Consider the following 16,564-nt stretch of genomic DNA (forward strand, 5'->3'; position numbering starts at 1 on the left):
GGAGGGGGGGACAGGGGAAGCTACACTTCCCCTACGCTGCCTTGCGGCAGCTACCCCTTTGTGAACTTGCGGGAAGCGAACACCTTGCTATGCAAGCTATTCACTTCCCGCAAGTCTGAATAATACCCGTCCGGCAGCACAGCGGGACACCGAAAGGAGGAATCGAAGCAATCACATATATCAATATCGGCTACATGATACGCGCCCCTACTTTCCGGCGCAGCACACAGCGGCAGGAGCCGCACCCCCCTACAACTGAATACCGCCGCGCCGCAGAACTTACGCAGCGCGGGGACAGCCGCCTTTACCAGAGGGCGGTTTTTTTATGCGGCGGCATACGCTGACCGCCTTTTGTCCGCTTGCCGGACAGCCGCAGACGCGGCAGAAAGGATTTATTTATGGCATTTTTCAATAGCGCAGTAGACGTTTTGCAGACCCTTGTTGTAGCACTTGGAGCCGGGCTTGGTATCTGGGGCGTTATCAATCTCATGGAGGGCTACGGCAACGACAATCCGGGCGCGAAGAGCCAGGGCATGAAGCAGCTTATGGCGGGCGGCGGCGTTGCCCTTATCGGCATGACCCTTGTACCGCTGCTTTCCGGCTTGTTCGGTTAAGAAGCGCGGGTAAAGGCTTATGCAGAGCATACTTGACGCGATTAACGAATGGATAAAGGAAATCCTCATAGGAGCCATAAACGGTAATCTGTCAACTATGTTCGGGGACGTAAACGAGAAAGTCGGCACTATCGCCGCAGAGGTAGGGCAGACCCCGCAAGGGTGGAACGCAAATATATTCTCCATGATACAGACCCTTAGTGAGAATGTAATCGTACCCATTGCGGGGCTTGTCATTACCTACGTCCTATGCTATGAGCTTATCAGCATGGTAACGGAAAAGAACAATATGCACGACGTTGACACTTCCATGTTCTTCAAGTGGGTGTTCAAGGCGTTTGTGGCAGTCTACCTTGTGACGCACACCTTTGACATCACTATGGCGGTGTTCGATATGGCGCAGCACGTTGTTTCCGGCGCGGCGGGGGTAATCGGCGGCAGCACAGAGATTGATGTTGCCGCCGCCCTTGCTTCCATGCAGGACGGGCTTGACGCTATGGAAATCCCCGAACTGCTCTTACTTGTCATGGAAACAAGCCTTGTGAGCTTGTGCATGAAAATCATGTCCGTACTGATAACCGTTATCCTCTACGGGCGCATGATAGAGATTTACCTTTACTGTTCGGTATCGCCTATCCCGTTTGCAACAATGACGAACCGGGAATGGGGGCAGATAGGAAACAACTACCTCAAATCCCTGTTCGCTATCGGTTTTCAAGGCTTCCTCATTATGATATGCGTCGGCATTTACGCGGTTCTGGTAAACAACATGATAATAGCGGACAATCTGCACAGCGCGATATTCTCCCTTGCAGCCTATACCGTTATCCTCTGTTTCTCCCTGTTCAAATCCGGCGCACTGGCGAAGTCGATATTCTCCGCGCATTAGCGGCGTGTCAAGGGCAGGGTGGAGATTTTCAGAGCGAAGCGGCGAAAATACGACCCGACCTTGACGCGGATAACCCCCATATAATACGGGCGGGCAAAGGGCATAGATTGACCTTTGCCTTGATTACCCTTATGGGAAGTTACAGCAACACCAAACCCAGAGAAAGGAGGTTTTCACTTGGCGTATGTACCCGTACCCAAAGACTTATCCAAAGTCAAGACAAAAGTAGCGTTCAACCTTACCAAACGGCAGATTGTATGTTTTGCGGCGGCTCTCCTGTTCGGCTTGCCGCTTTTCTTTCTGCTCAAAGACAGCACAGGCACAAGCCTTGCGTCTATGGCTATGATTGCCGTCATGCTGCCCTGTTTCCTCTTTGCCATGTATGAGAAGCATGGACAGCCCCTTGAAGTGGTGGTGAAGAACATCATTCAGACGAAATTCATAGCCCCCAAAGAACGACCATACAGGACAGACAACTTTTATTCCGTCTTAGAACGGCAGAGAAAACTTGAAAAGGAGGTATCAGCGATTGCAAAAGGAAACACGAAGAAACAGCGCGGCGGGAAGCGCAAAGCCTAACCCGCCCCGCAAGCTCACCCGCGCCGAGAAAAAGCAGATTGCGGAAATCATCAGACAGGCAAAGGGCGACGGGAAAGCGCACACCGCGCAGCAGACAATCCCTTATATCCAGATGTACCCGGACGGTATCTGCAAGGTTACGGGACGGAAATACTCAAAGACCGTCGCCTTTGAAGATATTAACTATCAGCTTGCACAGGCAGACGACAAGACCGCCATTTTTGAGAACTGGTGCGACTTCCTCAACTACTTTGACGCTTCCGTTTCGGTGCAGCTCTCTTTCATCAATCAGGGGACGCAGCGCGGCGAAGCGGAAAAGGCGGTCAATATCCCGGCACAGGAGGACGCTTTCAATTCTATCCGCACAGAATACCGGGATATGCTGAAAAACCAGCTTGCAAAGGGCAACAACGGGCTTGTCAAAGCAAAATATATCACCTTTGCCATTGAAGCCGACAGTCTGGGCGCGGCGAAATCCCGCCTTGCCCGTATCGAAACGGACGTACTCAACAACTTTAAGCTCTTGGGCGTGTCTGCCCGCCCCATGACAGGCTATGAACGCCTTAAAATGCTGCATGGCATTTTCCACCCGGAGGGCGGGCAGTTTGCCTTTGATTTTTCATGGCTTGCCCCGTCCGGGCTTTCCACAAAGGACTTTATCGCCCCGTCCTCTTTCCGTTTTGGCGAGGGGCGGTATTTCCGCATGGGGCGCAAAATCGGCGCGGTTTCATTCCTTGAAATCCTTGCGCCGGAATTAAACGACCGTATCTTATCTGACATTCTGGACTTGGAAACGGGCGTTATCGTCAATCTGCATATCCACAGTATCGACCAGACCGAAGCCATAAAGACAATCAAGCGGAAAATCACCGACCTTGACAAAATGAAAATCGAAGAACAGAAAAAAGCGGTACGCAGCGGCTACGACATGGATATAATCCCGTCCGACCTTGCCACTTTCGGCAGCGAAGCGAAGAACCTCTTACAGGACTTGCAGAGCCGGAATGAAAGAATGTTCCTCTTGACGTTCCTTGTGGTGAACATGGCAGACACAAAAAGGAAACTGGAAAATGACGTATTCGCGGCGGCGGGCATTGCACAGAAGAACAACTGCGCCTTAACCCGCCTTGACTACCAACAGGAAGCGGGGCTTATGTCCTCTGTACCGCTTGGGGAGAACCTTATCCCCATTCAAAGAGGGCTTACCACGTCAAGCACCGCTATCTTTATCCCCTTTATCACGCAGGAGCTTTTTCAGACGGGCGCGGCTTTGTATTACGGCTTAAACGCCCTGTCTAACAACATGATACTCTGCGACCGCAAGCAGCTAAAGAACCCCAACGGCTTAATCTTGGGTACGCCGGGAAGCGGGAAATCCTTTGCCGCCAAACGGGAAATGACAAACGCTTTCCTCATTACCGACGACGACATAATTATCTGCGACCCGGAAGCAGAGTATTTTTCCCTTGTGCAGCGGCTTGACGGGCAAGTGATACGGTTATCGCCTACGGGCAAGGGCATTGACGGGAAGCCCCAGTATGTGAACCCTATGGATATTAACCTCAATTACAGCGAGGACGACAGCCCCCTTGCGCTGAAATCCGACTTTATCCTCTCCCTCTGCGAGCTTGTCATAGGCGGCAAGGAGGGCTTGCAGCCCGTCGATAAGACCGTCATTGACCGCGCTGTTAGGAACGTGTACCGCCCTTTCCTTGCAGACCCCGACCCGGAGAAAATGCCTATCTTGGGCGACCTCTACAACGAGCTTTTGAAGCAGCCGGAGCCGGAAGCGGCGCGTATCGCGGCGGCGTTGGAGCTTTATGTTTCCGGGAGCCTTAACGTCTTTAACCACAGGACGAATGTAGAGCTTTCAAACCGCCTTGTCTGCTTTGACATCAAGCAGCTTGGGAAGCAGCTCAAAAAATTAGGTATGCTCATTGTGCAGGACCATGTATGGAACCGCGTCACCGTCAACCGGGCAGAAAGGAAATCCACCCGGTATTTTATGGACGAATTTCATCTTCTCTTGAAAGAGGAACAGACCGCCGCCTATTCCGTTGAAATCTGGAAGCGTTTCAGAAAATGGGGCGGCATACCCACAGCAATCACGCAGAACGTCAAAGATTTGCTTGCTTCCCGCGAAGTGGAGAATATCTTTGAAAACTCTGATTTTGTCCTCATGCTCAATCAGGCGGCGGGCGACCGGGCTATCCTTGCAAAGCAGCTCAACATCTCCCCGCAGCAGATGAAGTATGTCACCCACACCGAAGCGGGCGAGGGGCTTATCTTCTACGGGAACGTGGTGCTGCCCTTTGTAGACCGCTTCCCGAAAGACACCGAGCTTTACCGGGTAATGACGACGAAGCCGGAGGAAGTGGGCGAAGCATGAACGGGCTGAAAACTGACACAATCATCAACCGGGACGCGCTCTATGCCTTGCGGGAGCTTCCAGAGGAAAGCGTACACTGTTGCGTCACAAGCCCGCCCTACTATGCGCTTAGGGATTACGGGCTTGATATGCAGATTGGGCGGGAGGACACGCCGGAGCAGTACATTGACAGGCTGACCGAGGTTTTCCGCGAGCTGCGCCGGGTACTGCGTTCTGACGGTACGCTCTGGCTGAATATCGCGGACACCTACTGCGGCACAGGAAATAAAGGCTACCATGCAGACCCGAAGAACCCGAAAGGCAGAAACGGACAGCAGATTGCAAGAAACAACCGCGTTTCCGGCTGCAAACAAAAGGACTTAATCGGTATCCCTTGGCTTTTAGCCTTTGCCCTACGCGCTGACGGGTGGTATTTACGGAGCGACATTATCTGGCAGAAAGAAAACCCCATGCCGGAGAGCGTGAAAGACCGCCCTACCCGCTGCTATGAACATATCTTTCTGCTTACGAAGTCAAAGAAGTATTTTTATGACGCAGCCGCCATAGCCGAGCCGTTAGCCCCCACAACGGCGGCGCGGTACCGCACCGGGCGCAGCGCGGGACAGAAATATGCGGACGAAGTACCCGGACAGGGGAACGTACAGGGGCTTAACCGGGCGCGAAGCGGCAGCTACTACGACGAAGCCCTCATGCCGACCATGCGGAACAGGCGGGACGTGTGGCTTATCAATACCGTTCCCTACAAGGGCGGGCATTTCGCCGCGTTCCCGCCAAAACTTGCCGAAACCTGTATCAAGGCGGGCTGTCCGAAAGGCGGCGTTGTGCTTGACCCCTTTTTCGGCAGCGGCACGACGGGGGCAGCCGCAAAGCAGCTTGACAGGCATTATATAGGCATTGAGATAAACGCCGAGTATTGCGCCCTTGCAAGGGCGCGGATTGGAGGGACAGACACATAAAACAATATAAGGCGCGTGAAAAAGTCACGCAGAAAATGACCCGCGAGGGGGCTGTCGAGGTAAACGCCGCTACCGGGAAAAAGAAACGTATCAGCAAGCGGATAAGGGACGCGGACTTTGCAAAGACCGAAGCCCCACCGCAGCCGGAACAGGCAGCGCAGCCCCTACCGGGCGGCGCAACTTCCCCGCCCTTAACCGACACGCCGCCGCTTCCCCATGCGCCGGGGGCAGAACGGGAACAGGACACCGCAGCAGCCGAGCGCGTCTTGGAACGTATCGACGGGGCGCGTACCAGAAAGGCGAGCAAAAAGGCGGCGAGGAAAGCACAGGCAGAAGCCACAGCAAAAGAAAAATCTTCCCGCTTGCAGTTTACCGACGAGGAACGGGCAACGCCGGAGCTTGAAAGGTATATCCGAAAATCGGACAAAGCAGCCGACCGTCTGGACGCGGCAAAGGCGGCTATCCCCAAAGAAAAGAAACTTGTACGGGAGCGCACCTTTGATGAAGCCACCGGGAAAGGCAAGACCCGCCTACATTTTGAGGAACAGGAAAAGCCCATAGGAAAGAATAAGCCCCACAATAACCCGCTATCCCGCCCCGCACAGGAAGCGGGTATTTTCGTCCACAACAAGATACATTCCGTTGAAAAGGACAATTCCGGCGTTGAGGGGGCGCACAAATCCGAAGAACTGGCAGAGCGCGGCGCAAAGTACGGGGCGCGGAAAGTCAAGGAGGGCTACCACAGCCACAAGCTCAAACCCTACCGGGCGGCGGCAAAGGCAGAGAAAGCGGCGTTCAAGGCGAATGTGGATTTTCAGTACCATAAAGCCCTGCATGACAATCCGCAGATTGCGGGCAATCCCCTTTCCCGCTTCATGCAGAAGCAGCAAATCAAGCGGCAGTATGCAAAGTCGGCAAGGAAAGGCGGCGCAAAAACGGCGCAGAAAGCCGCAGAGAACACCCGCAAGGCGGCAAAAAAGACCGCCGAGGAAACAAAAAAGGCAATCGCTTTTGTAGGGCGGCACCCGGCGGGCGTATGTATCGCCGTTGCCGCGCTACTCTTATTCATCATGGTATCGGCGGGGCTTTCCTCTTGCGGTTCCATGTTCTCCGGCTTGATGAACGGCATACTTGGGACTTCCTACACGTCGGAGGACAGCGACCTTGTGGCGACGGAGAACAATTACGCCGCAAAGGAAAACGAGCTTCAGCAGCAGATTGACAATATCGAAAGCACCCACCCCGGCTATGACGAATACCGCTATGACCTTGACAGTATCGGGCATAACCCCCATGAGTTAGCGTCCTACCTCACCGCCCTTTTACAGACCTACACCCCGCAGAGCGCACAGGCAGAGCTAAATCGCGTCTTTGCCATGCAGTACACTTTGACGCTGACAGAAGAAACGGAAATCCGCTACCGCACAGAAACAAGCACAGACCCGGAAACAGGGGAAACAACCACCGAGGAAGTACCCTACGAGTACCATATCCTCAACGTGAAGCTGACGAACAAGCCCATTTCCGAGATTGCGGAGGAACTTCTAACGCCACAGCAGCTTGAAATGTACCGCGTCTATCTGGAAACAAGCGGAAACAAACCGCTGATTTTCGGCGGCGGCTCCCCCGATATGGGCGCGTCCGAGGATTTAAGCGGCGTACAGCTTGTAAACGGCACACGCCCCGGCAACACCGCCGTTGTAGACCTTGCGAAGCGGCAAGTCGGCAACGTGGGCGGGCGACCCTTTTGGAGCTGGTACGGATTTAACAGCCGCGTGGAATGGTGCGCCTGTTTCGTTTCATGGTGCTACAATCAAGCCGGAAAGAGCGAGCCGCGCTTTGCCGGGTGCCAGTCACAGGGCGTACCCTGGTTCCAGTCACGCGGGCAATGGGGCGCGAGGGGCTATGAGAATATCGCCCCCGGCGACGCTATCTTTTTCGACTGGGACGGGGACGGGAGCGCAGACCATGTGGGGCTTGTTATCGGAACGGACGGGGAGCGCGTCTATACCGTCGAGGGCAATTCCGGCGACGCCTGCAAGATAAAGAGCTACCCCGTCAATTACTCCTGTATCAAAGGCTATGGGCTGATGAACTGGAATTAACATATTTTTGAGCAAAGAAAGGAGAAATTTATTGATGGCTATGAACAAAATTGAACGTATCGACAAAGAGATTGCAAAGACCCGCGAGAAAATCACCGAGTACCAGAACAGATTAAGGGGGCTTGAAGCGCAGAAAACCGAAGCGGAAAACCTGCAAATCGTACAGCTTGTGCGCTCCATGCGCCTTTCCCCGCATGAGCTTTCCGCTATGCTTTCCGGCGGCGGTATTCCGGGCATGGAAGCCGCGCCGGGCTACCCCGCAGAACCCGCAGACCACGACACCGAAGAAATGGAGGACACCGAGAATGAATAAGAAAATCCTTAGAACCTTGACCGCACTCTGCGCCGCCCTCATGCTGACGGGCGGCTTTTCCGTCACCGCCTTTGCACAGACCCCGGAGGGACAGGACGCGACCGACGACAGCGGCGTTGTCTATGAGGAACCCGAAAAGGAAGAACCCCTTACCCCGGACGGGAACGCGACCCTTGTAGACGATTTCGGCGGCAACAAGCAGCTTATCACAGTGACGACCAAAAACGGCAATTACTTTTATATCCTTATCGACCGGGACGACGAGGGCGAGGACACCGTACATTTCCTTAATCAAGTGGACGAAGCCGACCTTATGGCACTCATGGAGGACGGAAGCACCGAAGCAGCCCCGCCCGCCGTTTGCAGTTGCACCGATAAATGCGAAGCCGGAAAGGTAAATGTGAGCTGCCCTGTCTGCAAGGACAACATGACCGCTTGCAGCGGCAAGGAAGCGGAGCCGGAAACCGAGAAACCAACAGAGCAGCCCAAAGAGAAAGGCAATACAGGCGGGCTTGTGCTTTTCCTTGTCGTGGCACTTCTTGGCGGCGGGGGCGCGTTCTATTATTTTAAGTTTATGAAGCCAAAGCAGAACGTCAAGGGCGACACCGACCTTGAAGATTTCGATTTTGACGATTACGACGAGGACGAGGGGGACGGGCTTTCTGATGAAGAACAGGAGGACGAGGAAGCATGACGCTTTTTACCGAAAACCCTTTAGAAAAAATGATGGTACAAAGACCCACCGGGCGGCGTGACAGTGCGCCGCCCGTTCCAAAATCCCCGGCGTGTATGCGTTGCCCTTATAAGGCGCAATCCCCCTGTATCGGCTATTGTCTGAAACAGGCACAGGAGAAGAAGCACACCGCGCCGGAACGCTGAAAGGAGGATTTTTTCATGGCATTTAGACTTGTGATTGCAGAAAAGCCGAGCGTGGCGCAGACTATCGCCGCCGCGCTTGGCATTAAGGGGAAACAGGACGGGTATATCGAGGGCGGCGGCTACCTCATTTCATGGTGCGTCGGGCATTTGGTACAGCTTGCGGAAGCTGCCGCCTACGGGGAGCAATATAAAAAATGGAGTTTTGACAGCTTACCCATTCTGCCGGAGGAATGGCAGTACGCCGTTGACCCGGACAAGGGGAAGCAATTCAAAACCATTAAAGAGCTTATGCACCGCGCCGACGTTTCCGAAGTGGTAAATGCGTGTGACGCGGGGCGCGAGGGTGAATTGATTTTCCGCTTTGTCTACGAAGTGGCGGGCTGCAAGAAGCCCATGCGCCGCTTGTGGATTTCTTCAATGGAGGACGGGGCGATTAAGGCGGGCTTTGCTTCCCTCAAAGACGGGCGGGACTATGGCGCGCTCTTTGCGTCCGCCCTCTGCCGCGCAAAGGCTGACTGGCTTATCGGCATTAACGCCACCCGGCTTTTCTCCTGCCTGTATGGAAAGACCTTGAACGTGGGGCGCGTCCAGACCCCGACCTTAAAAATGCTCACCGACCGGGACGCGGCTATCTCCCATTTCCAGAAAGAAAAATATTATCATGTTCGCCTTGATTTATCCGGCGCGGACGCGGCAAGCGAAAGGATTTCGGACAAGGCAGAAGCCGACGCGCTGAAAGGGGCTTGCGAAGCGGGAAAGGCGGTATGCGTTTCCCTTACCAGAGAGAAGAAAACCGCAGCCCCGCCAAAGCTCTTTGACCTTACCTCTTTGCAGCGGGAAACGAACCGCATTTTCGGTTACACCGCAAAGCAGACCCTTGACCTTGCACAATCCCTTTATGAAAAGCGGCTCCTTACTTATCCGAGGACGGACAGCAGCTTTCTTACTGACGACATGGGCGGCACCGCAGCGGACATTATCGCGCTGCTTTGCGAAAAGCTCCCCTTTATGGCGGGCGCGGACTTCACGCCGGAGATTGCAAAGGTATTAGACAGCAAGAAAGTATCAGACCACCACGCAATCATTCCCACTATGGAGCTTGCAAAGGCTGACCCGGACGCGCTGCCGGAAAGCGAGAAGAATATCCTTACCCTTGCGGGGGCGCGTCTGCTTTTTGCCACCGCCGAGCCGCATATTTATGAAGCGGTTACGGCGGTTTTCTCATGCGCCGGGACAGACTTCACCGCAAGGGGAAAGACCGTACTTGCGGAGGGTTGGAAAGAGCTTGAACGCAGATACCGGGCGACGCTGAAAGATAAGCCCGAAGCAGAGGACGGGGAAAATGAGGGCGTGACGCTGCCGGAGCTTTCCGAGGGACAGAACTTTCCTAACCCCGCCGCAAAAGTAACGGAGCATACCACAACGCCGCCGAAGCCCCACAGCGAAGCGTCGCTTCTCTCTGCTATGGAGCGAGCCGGGAACGGGGACACCGACCCGGACGCGGAACGCCGGGGGCTTGGCACTCCCGCCACCCGCGCCGCCGTCATTGAAAAACTGGTAAAGGGCGGCTTTGCAGAGCGCAAGGGGAAGCAGCTTATCCCCACGCAGAACGGAGCCGCCCTTATATCAGTCTTGCCGGATATGCTCACTTCCCCGCAGCTTACCGCAGAATGGGAAAACAATCTGACGCAGATAGCAAAGGGAGCCGCAGACCCCGGCGAATTTCTGTCCGGCATTGAAGCTATGGCGCGGGAGCTTGTGCAGACACACGCCGCAGCACTGGACGGGAAAAAGGATTTGTTCCGGGAGGAAAAGCCCTCTGTCGGCAAATGCCCCCGTTGCGGTTCCCCCGTCCATGAGGGGAAGAAAAACTATTATTGCAGCAACAAAGAATGTGCCTTTGTCATGTGGAAGAATGACCGCTTTTTCGAGGAACGCAAGACCGCTTTTTCCGCGAAGATTGCCGCCGCGCTCCTTAAATCCGGCAAAGTGAATGTGAAGAAGCTCTATTCCCCGAAAACAGGCAAGACCTATGACGGAACTATCGTTCTGGCTGACACTGGCGGGAAATACGTCAACTACCGTATCGAAGTACAGAAGAACTAAAAACTTGAATAGCAAGCATAGGAAGCGGGTACCCACTTCCGTAAATCCCTGTCCTGCCGCTGACGCGCCGGACGGGGATTTTGCTTGTTGGGAAGTTTCCCAAACCCTCTAAAAAAATGAAAAAATTGTTGGCATAACGCACAGCCCACCGTAGTACGGGGCGAACCCCAAAAGCGCGGCGGTGCGCCGCCATTTCAGAAAGGAGCGAATGAATGGAAAAGAAAAAAGGTTACTCCATGTTTGAGCGTGACAAGTTAGACCCGGCTGACAGTATGCGGATAGAGCGAAATATTTATTTTGAGGAACAGACCGCTGACCTTTCCGGGCTTACCGCCCTGCCCTTAGAACAGTTACAGGCATTGCGGGAAGAATACGCGGCGGCTGAACAGGCAGCTTTTGAAGCCTTGCAAGAACAGGCGGCGGCATGGGACGAACAGGCGGGAAAGACCCTTGCCATTGACAAAGCCATTGAGTATGTGAGGACACCCGAAGCTACGCATACCGCGAACCAGTGGGAAGCTACGGACTACGGGAAGCACATCAGCAACCGCGTCTACCAAATGCGCTACCACATATCCGAGAATACCCGGTATGACAGGGAAAAAGAGAAATCCATTCCCTATTCGTGGACGCTTTCATGGAGTATTTACACCAACAGCCCCCACAATTACGGACAGGCAAAAATCGCCGGACAGGAAAGGAAAGTCTTTGCAGACAAGGCAGCTATGGAAAAATATCTGAATGGGCGTATCAAAGCCTATCAGCATTTATTCACCGAGGTATCGCCGCCTATCCCGCCAGAGTATGCAGAGCATTTCAAAGTAAACGGGCAGCTTTTACCGGGCTATGCTATCGAGGGCGAGGAACGGGCGCAGCCTACCGCTGAAAAAGCAGCCCCCACCACAGCAGAGCCGCCACAGGACACCGAACAGAGAAAGGAGCGTGAAACCATAAACGAGCAGTTTTCAATTCTTATCGACAGCCGCAGCCGCTTTGAAACAGGCAAACCGGGCGGCGTGTGGCTTCCCATGCCGACCACAACAGAGCAGCTTCATGCGGCTATGGAAAGCGTCGGCATTACCGCAGACAATCCGCAGGATTTTTTCATCAACGGGTATTCTTCTACGGAGGACTGCCCCTTTGACTTGCCGCTTTCCGTTATCCAAAGCGCAAGCATGGACGAGCTGAATTATTTTGGAAAACTTCTGGAAATGCAGAGTGACGGGGACAAGGATAAATTTGCGGCGGCGGTTACACATGGCGAGTATGCCGGAAGCATGAAAGACCTTATCAACCTTGCACAAAACCTTGACTGTTACTGGCTCTATCCCACTGTCCGCAGCGAAGAAGATTACGGTTATTATCTTATCGACGAACTGGACGAGCTGGAGCTTCCCGAAGAAGCAAAGAAATATTTCAAGTATGAAGAATACGGGCGGGACGCAGTTAGCAAGGATAAGGGGCAGTTTACCGAACAGGGCTATATCTATAACAATCAGAACACCTTTACCGAATGGTATCGGGGAACGGAAAACGAGATACCCAAAGAATACCGCGTTATGAGCTTCCCACAGCCGGAACGCGGCGGACAGGACAAGACCTTTATGGACGCAGCCGCCACAGAGCAGACCGCCCGAACCGCCGCAGAGCAGCCACAGGAGCCGCACCCGGTTATCCCTATCGTGCTGACAGCCGGGAAGCCCGCCGAGAAATTAAAAGAGATTACCGACCGTCTGGAACAGGGCATTACGGAACTCTTTGACAGCGAGCGTTACAAGGAATATCTGAAAGTCATGTCAAAATTCCATAATTACAGCTTCCGAAACACCGTCCTTATCGCCATGCAGAAGCCGGACGCTTCCCTTTTGGCGGGCTTTTCCGCTTGGAAGAACAACTTTGAGCGAAATGTGATGAGAGGGCAAAAGGGAATTAAAATCATTGCCCCGTCGCCCTATAAAATCAAACAGGAAATGCAGAAAATCGACCCGCACACGCAGAAGCCCATAATCGGCAAGGACGGAAAGCCCGTCACCGAGGAAAAGGAAATCACCATACCCGCCTACAAGGTGGTATCCGTCTTTGACGTTTCCCAGACCGAGGGAAAGGAACTGCCGGACATTGCCGTTGACGAACTGACAGGCGACGTTGACCGCTATAAGGACTTTTTCGCAGCCCTTGAAAAGACTTCCCCCGTTCCTATCGCCTTTGAGAATATCGAGGGCGGCTCTCATGGCTACTACCACTTGGAGGACAAGCGCATTGCTATCAACGAGGGCATGAGCGAATTACAGACCTTAAAGACCGCCATTCACGAAATCGCCCATGCGAAGCTGCACGACATTGACCTCAACGCGCCAAAGGACGAGCAACCCCGCGTTGACCGCCGCACCCGCGAAGTCGAAGCGGAAAGCGTCGCCTATACCGTCTGCCAACATTACGGGCTTGACACGTCGGACTATTCTTTCGGCTATGTCGCCGGGTGGAGCAGCGGGCGGGAGCTGTCCGAGCTGAAAAGCTCCCTTGAAACGATACGCAGCGCAGCCGCCGAGATTATCAATTCCATAGACGCGAATTTTGCGGAGCTGCAAAAGGCACAGGACAAGGAGCAGACCGCCGGACAGGAGCAGCCCACCAGAGAGGGACAAGAAGCCGCGCCACAGCCGGAAGCCCCGAAAAAAGCAGATACAGCCGGGAAAGAAAAGCCGGAAGCAGCCCCGAAAGAAGCCTTTACCCCGGAAACGATTTACAGAGTGCGCCGGAACCCTTACAGCGACAGCCGGGAAAACAGCCACCTCTTGCAAGCCTATGTGACACAGGAGAACGGGCGGGCGAAAATGGGCGACGTGCTTTATACGGGAACGCCGGAGAAATGCCGCGAGCTTATGGGGCAGCTCAAAAGCGGCGAGCTGACCGAGGGCGACGTAAAGCAGCTTTACGCAAAGGCACAGGAAACGGCGCAGACCACCGGACAGGACAAGGACACCTTTTCCATTTACCAGATAAAGGGCGGGGACGAAACAAGGGACTTCCGCTTTGAGCCTTACGACCGCCTGCAGGCGGCGGGAAATGTGGTTGATAAAGCGAACTATGAGCTTGTCTATTCCGCGCCCCTTGCGCCGGAAACTTCCCTTGAAGATATTTATACCCGCTTCAATATCGACCACCCAAAAGATTTTAAGGGACACAGCCTTTCCGTTTCGGACGTGGTAGTGCTTCATCAGAACGGACAGGACACCGCGCATTACGTTGACAGCGTAGGCTTCCGGCAAGTGCCGGAGTTTTTACAGGAGCAGAAGCAGCTTACCCCGGACGAGCTGACAACGGGCGAAACAATCCAGACACCGAGGGGGACTTTCCATGTGACCGCCATGAGCCGGGAGCAGATAGAAGCCGCCGGATATGGCTTTCACCACCAGTCGGACGACGGAAAGTATCTGATTATGGGGAACGGGACGCGGGCGTTTGCTGTTGCCGCAGAGCAGCCGGAAAAGGCAAACCCCTTGAAGCATATCGAGGACACCGTAGAGCAGAACGACAACAACTTTGACGGTATCATCAACAACACCCCTACCGTTGACGAACTGGAAGCAAAGGTTAAGGCGGGAGAAACAATTTCCCTTGTTGACCTGGCTAACGCGGTCAAAGCCGACAAAGAGCGCGGCAAGGAAGCGAAGCCGGAAAAGAAGCCCTCTATCCGGGCGCAGCTTAGGGCTGACAAGGAAAAGGCGCAGAAGAAAAACGCAAAGCAGAAATTACAGGATTTGGAAAGGAGCTGACCCATGCCGAAACAGAGTAAATTTGAGAACGTGGATTTGTTCGCTTCCCTCAATGCGGTTATGAAGCAGAACACAGGCTTTTACCAGAGCGACTTGGAGATTGACAAGGAGATTATCGCAAAGGCGGCGGCAAGCCCCCGCAAGGAGGACAAGACCCTTTTGTGGTTCTGCCGCCCGTCCGGGACGCATTGCTTCCGGGAGCGCGACGTTTTCCTCAAAGACACCGCGCCCCACAACACATGGCGTTTCTACATGGAGCAGACGAGCGACCGCGTCCTTGCCTATGCAATCGAGCTAACGGGGACGGAGCGCGGGAAAATCAAGGGCAATCTGTACGAACTGGACTACGCTAAACATTATGAGCGCGTCAAGGAAAAGGAGCTGCCCGCCGATACGGTGAAGCTGATTTATGAGCATGGGGAACGGGAGATACCCGCCGGACAGTTTTTCAACGGCAATCCCGATTATGAGCTTGGAAAGTTTGAACGCTTTGAAGCCGTACCCAACGACCCGGACGCGCTGCAATCGCTCTTACAGGAAGAACGGCGCAGCCGGGAGCAGCTTCCGCCGGGGGATTTCAAGGCGCATATCGCCGCATTGCGGGACGGGCTGATTGAAACGGAAGCGCGGCGCATTGTACGGGAAATGAAGCGGCACGACACGCCGAACAGCCCCAACAAGACCCATTTCATGGTAGAGCTTTCCCCGGCGTTCATGCAGCTTGCAGCCACAAAGGACACTGACCGCCTTTTCTCCATGCTGCCCTACAAGACCCTTGCCTTTTCCAAAATCGAGGGCAGACATGGGACGTATGCGCTGATTGACAAGGGGGAGAACCGGGACAGGAAGATAAGGAAGCCCCGCCCCTCTATCCGGGCGCAGCTTAAAGCAGACAAGGCAAAGACCGCCCCGAAAAAGGCGGCGGCAAAAACAAAAAATCACGATATGGAGGTATGAGCATGATTAGACTGACTGTTGAAGAAACAAACCTTTTGAGCATTTACAACGAGGGCGGCAAGCGGGCTTTGATTGAGAATGTCAACGCCGCGCTGCCCTACATGGACGCGGATATGCGGGAGCTTGCAAAGCGCACCCTTTCCAAAGTGGACGCTTTGACCGAAGCGGAATTTGCAGAGCTTCCCATTTACGCCGCTGATGAAGTATGAACGGGGTTAAGCGGCTGACGCCGCCCCAGAGCCGGAAAGTCAACGCCCTTGTGCGCCGGACGTGCTGCAATTATGATAACGGGAACTGTATCTTACTGGACGACGGGGACGAGTGCGTTTGTCCGCAGCTCATTTCCTATTCGCTTCTCTGCAAGTGGTTCCGGGCTGCGGTGCTTCCCGCCGACAGGCTACTCTATGCGGAGCTTTACCAGACAGGGGACAAGAAGAAGTGTACCGAGTGCGGCGCGTTCTTTGCGTCAACCTCTAACAGTGTCAAATACTGCCCCGTCTGCCGGAAGCGTATCACCCGCAGACAAGCTGCCGAGCGCATGAGGAAAAGACGCACCCCTGTTACGCAGTAGGTGCGGAAAATCCCTTGATTTACAGGGCTTTCCGGGCGTGAAAATCGGATAGGCGATACTTTATACCTTTACCCCCGAAAATGGCGTTCTACTGCGTAACATTCACGAAAACAGCACCCATAAAAAGACAGGGCGCGGAAGTCATATACTGGCTTCCGCGCCCTGTTCTTTTTTTGCCTATCTGACATTTCCCTTTTCCATTTCTTCAAGCGGGAACTGCGGGAGGGCTTCTATCAGCTTCTTTGTGATAGACTGGCGCATATCTTCGTTGATTTCCTGTTTCGTGCTTCCGTCTGGCTGTCTGACCGCTACCGTCGATAGCCTGTCGATTTCGTCCTTGTAGCAATCCACGACTTTCTCCACCGCCCATTTCTCCCCGGCAACGGCGGCGCGTATGGTTTCATATTCCGGCATTTTCTGGTTTTCCATG

The 16,564-nt window shown here is 54.2% G+C and carries 15 protein-coding genes; 14 read left to right on the top strand and 1 reads right to left on the bottom strand.

The genetic code is table 11. The annotated features are described in order from the left end of the window. Positions 1-398: 398 nt before the first annotated feature. From ACGHP1_RS11905 to ACGHP1_RS11970, 14 genes are all read left to right on the top strand, one after another. Positions 399-614, top strand: a complete 216-nt coding sequence (locus tag ACGHP1_RS11905; RefSeq protein WP_002569168.1) for a Maff2 family mobile element protein — start codon at positions 399-401, stop codon at positions 612-614. Between the two features lie 19 nt (positions 615-633). Next, complete coding sequence (locus ACGHP1_RS11910; protein WP_002595174.1) at positions 634-1,503, top strand: VirB6/TrbL-like conjugal transfer protein, CD1112 family; 870 nt, start codon at positions 634-636, stop codon at positions 1,501-1,503. Positions 1,504-1,680: 177 nt separating this feature from the next. Continuing rightward, a complete protein-coding gene (locus tag ACGHP1_RS11915) occupies positions 1,681-2,082 on the top strand; it encodes a PrgI family protein (protein ID WP_002569171.1) in 402 nt (133 codons plus the stop codon). Next, positions 2,033-4,471 (top strand): VirB4-like conjugal transfer ATPase, CD1110 family, encoded by a 2,439-nt coding sequence (locus ACGHP1_RS11920; protein ID WP_390509503.1) that lies wholly within the window; start codon positions 2,033-2,035, stop codon positions 4,469-4,471. The genes ACGHP1_RS11915 and ACGHP1_RS11920 overlap by 50 nt, the downstream gene beginning before the upstream one ends. Then, positions 4,468-5,427: a site-specific DNA-methyltransferase gene (locus tag ACGHP1_RS11925; RefSeq protein WP_002569173.1), complete on the top strand. Its 960-nt coding sequence runs from the start codon at positions 4,468-4,470 to the stop codon at positions 5,425-5,427. Before ACGHP1_RS11920 ends, ACGHP1_RS11925 begins: the two co-directional genes overlap by 4 nt. A gap of 35 nt (positions 5,428-5,462) precedes the next feature. Then, positions 5,463-7,532: a CHAP domain-containing protein gene (locus ACGHP1_RS11930; RefSeq protein ID WP_002569174.1), complete on the top strand. Its 2,070-nt coding sequence runs from the start codon at positions 5,463-5,465 to the stop codon at positions 7,530-7,532. A 34-nt stretch (positions 7,533-7,566) separates the two neighbouring features. After that, positions 7,567-7,845, top strand: a complete 279-nt coding sequence (locus tag ACGHP1_RS11935; protein ID WP_002569175.1) for a DUF4315 family protein — start codon at positions 7,567-7,569, stop codon at positions 7,843-7,845. Then, entirely contained in the window at positions 7,838-8,539 is a 702-nt protein-coding gene (locus ACGHP1_RS11940) for a DUF4366 domain-containing protein (protein ID WP_002569176.1), read from the top strand. Before ACGHP1_RS11935 ends, ACGHP1_RS11940 begins: the two co-directional genes overlap by 8 nt. After that, positions 8,536-8,724, top strand: coding sequence for a hypothetical protein (locus ACGHP1_RS11945; protein ID WP_002569177.1), 189 nt, complete (start codon positions 8,536-8,538; stop codon positions 8,722-8,724). The genes ACGHP1_RS11940 and ACGHP1_RS11945 overlap by 4 nt, the downstream gene beginning before the upstream one ends. A gap of 15 nt (positions 8,725-8,739) precedes the next feature. Then, positions 8,740-10,830, top strand: coding sequence for a DNA topoisomerase 3 (locus tag ACGHP1_RS11950; RefSeq protein WP_002569178.1), 2,091 nt, complete (start codon positions 8,740-8,742; stop codon positions 10,828-10,830). A gap of 212 nt (positions 10,831-11,042) precedes the next feature. After that, positions 11,043-14,606, top strand: coding sequence for a YodL domain-containing protein (locus ACGHP1_RS11955; protein WP_002569179.1), 3,564 nt, complete (start codon positions 11,043-11,045; stop codon positions 14,604-14,606). Between the two features lie 3 nt (positions 14,607-14,609). Continuing rightward, a complete protein-coding gene (locus ACGHP1_RS11960; protein ID WP_002569180.1) occupies positions 14,610-15,563 on the top strand; it encodes a hypothetical protein in 954 nt (317 codons plus the stop codon). 2 nt (positions 15,564-15,565) lie between these two features. Next, the gene (locus ACGHP1_RS11965) at positions 15,566-15,772 is read left to right on the top strand and encodes a transposon-transfer assisting family protein (RefSeq protein ID WP_002569181.1); all 207 of its coding nucleotides are present in this window, start codon (positions 15,566-15,568) and stop codon (positions 15,770-15,772) included. Further along, positions 15,769-16,134 (top strand): cysteine-rich VLP domain-containing protein, encoded by a 366-nt coding sequence (locus ACGHP1_RS11970; protein ID WP_002569182.1) that lies wholly within the window; start codon positions 15,769-15,771, stop codon positions 16,132-16,134. Before ACGHP1_RS11965 ends, ACGHP1_RS11970 begins: the two co-directional genes overlap by 4 nt. A gap of 177 nt (positions 16,135-16,311) precedes the next feature. Here the strand turns inward: ACGHP1_RS11970 and ACGHP1_RS11975 are convergent, their stop codons facing one another. After that, positions 16,312-16,563, bottom strand: a complete 252-nt coding sequence (locus ACGHP1_RS11975) for a helix-turn-helix domain-containing protein (RefSeq protein ID WP_002569183.1) — start codon at positions 16,561-16,563, stop codon at positions 16,312-16,314. Position 16,564 lies beyond the last annotated feature (1 nt).

The sequence above is a fragment of the Faecalibacterium sp. i21-0019-B1 genome (assembly GCF_042852915.1).
Classification (GTDB): Bacteria; Bacillota; Clostridia; order Oscillospirales; family Ruminococcaceae; genus Faecalibacterium; species Faecalibacterium taiwanense.

What these genes read in the sequence shown, in the direction of transcription:
- ACGHP1_RS11905 (WP_002569168.1), top strand. Translation starts at nt 399, where the DNA reads ATGGCATTTTTCAATAGCGCAGTAGACGTTTTGCAGACCCTTGTTGTA.
- ACGHP1_RS11910 (WP_002595174.1), top strand. Translation starts at nt 634, where the DNA reads ATGCAGAGCATACTTGACGCGATTAACGAATGGATAAAGGAAATCCTC.
- ACGHP1_RS11925 (WP_002569173.1), top strand. Translation starts at nt 4,468, where the DNA reads ATGAACGGGCTGAAAACTGACACAATCATCAACCGGGACGCGCTCTAT.
- ACGHP1_RS11930 (WP_002569174.1), top strand. Translation starts at nt 5,463, where the DNA reads ATGACCCGCGAGGGGGCTGTCGAGGTAAACGCCGCTACCGGGAAAAAG.
- ACGHP1_RS11935 (WP_002569175.1), top strand. Translation starts at nt 7,567, where the DNA reads ATGGCTATGAACAAAATTGAACGTATCGACAAAGAGATTGCAAAGACC.
- ACGHP1_RS11940 (WP_002569176.1), top strand. Translation starts at nt 7,838, where the DNA reads ATGAATAAGAAAATCCTTAGAACCTTGACCGCACTCTGCGCCGCCCTC.
- ACGHP1_RS11945 (WP_002569177.1), top strand. Translation starts at nt 8,536, where the DNA reads ATGACGCTTTTTACCGAAAACCCTTTAGAAAAAATGATGGTACAAAGA.
- ACGHP1_RS11950 (WP_002569178.1), top strand. Translation starts at nt 8,740, where the DNA reads ATGGCATTTAGACTTGTGATTGCAGAAAAGCCGAGCGTGGCGCAGACT.
- ACGHP1_RS11955 (WP_002569179.1), top strand. Translation starts at nt 11,043, where the DNA reads ATGGAAAAGAAAAAAGGTTACTCCATGTTTGAGCGTGACAAGTTAGAC.
- ACGHP1_RS11960 (WP_002569180.1), top strand. Translation starts at nt 14,610, where the DNA reads ATGCCGAAACAGAGTAAATTTGAGAACGTGGATTTGTTCGCTTCCCTC.
- ACGHP1_RS11965 (WP_002569181.1), top strand. Translation starts at nt 15,566, where the DNA reads ATGATTAGACTGACTGTTGAAGAAACAAACCTTTTGAGCATTTACAAC.
- ACGHP1_RS11970 (WP_002569182.1), top strand. Translation starts at nt 15,769, where the DNA reads ATGAACGGGGTTAAGCGGCTGACGCCGCCCCAGAGCCGGAAAGTCAAC.
- ACGHP1_RS11975 (WP_002569183.1), bottom strand. Translation starts at nt 16,563, where the DNA reads ATGGAAAACCAGAAAATGCCGGAATATGAAACCATACGCGCCGCCGTT.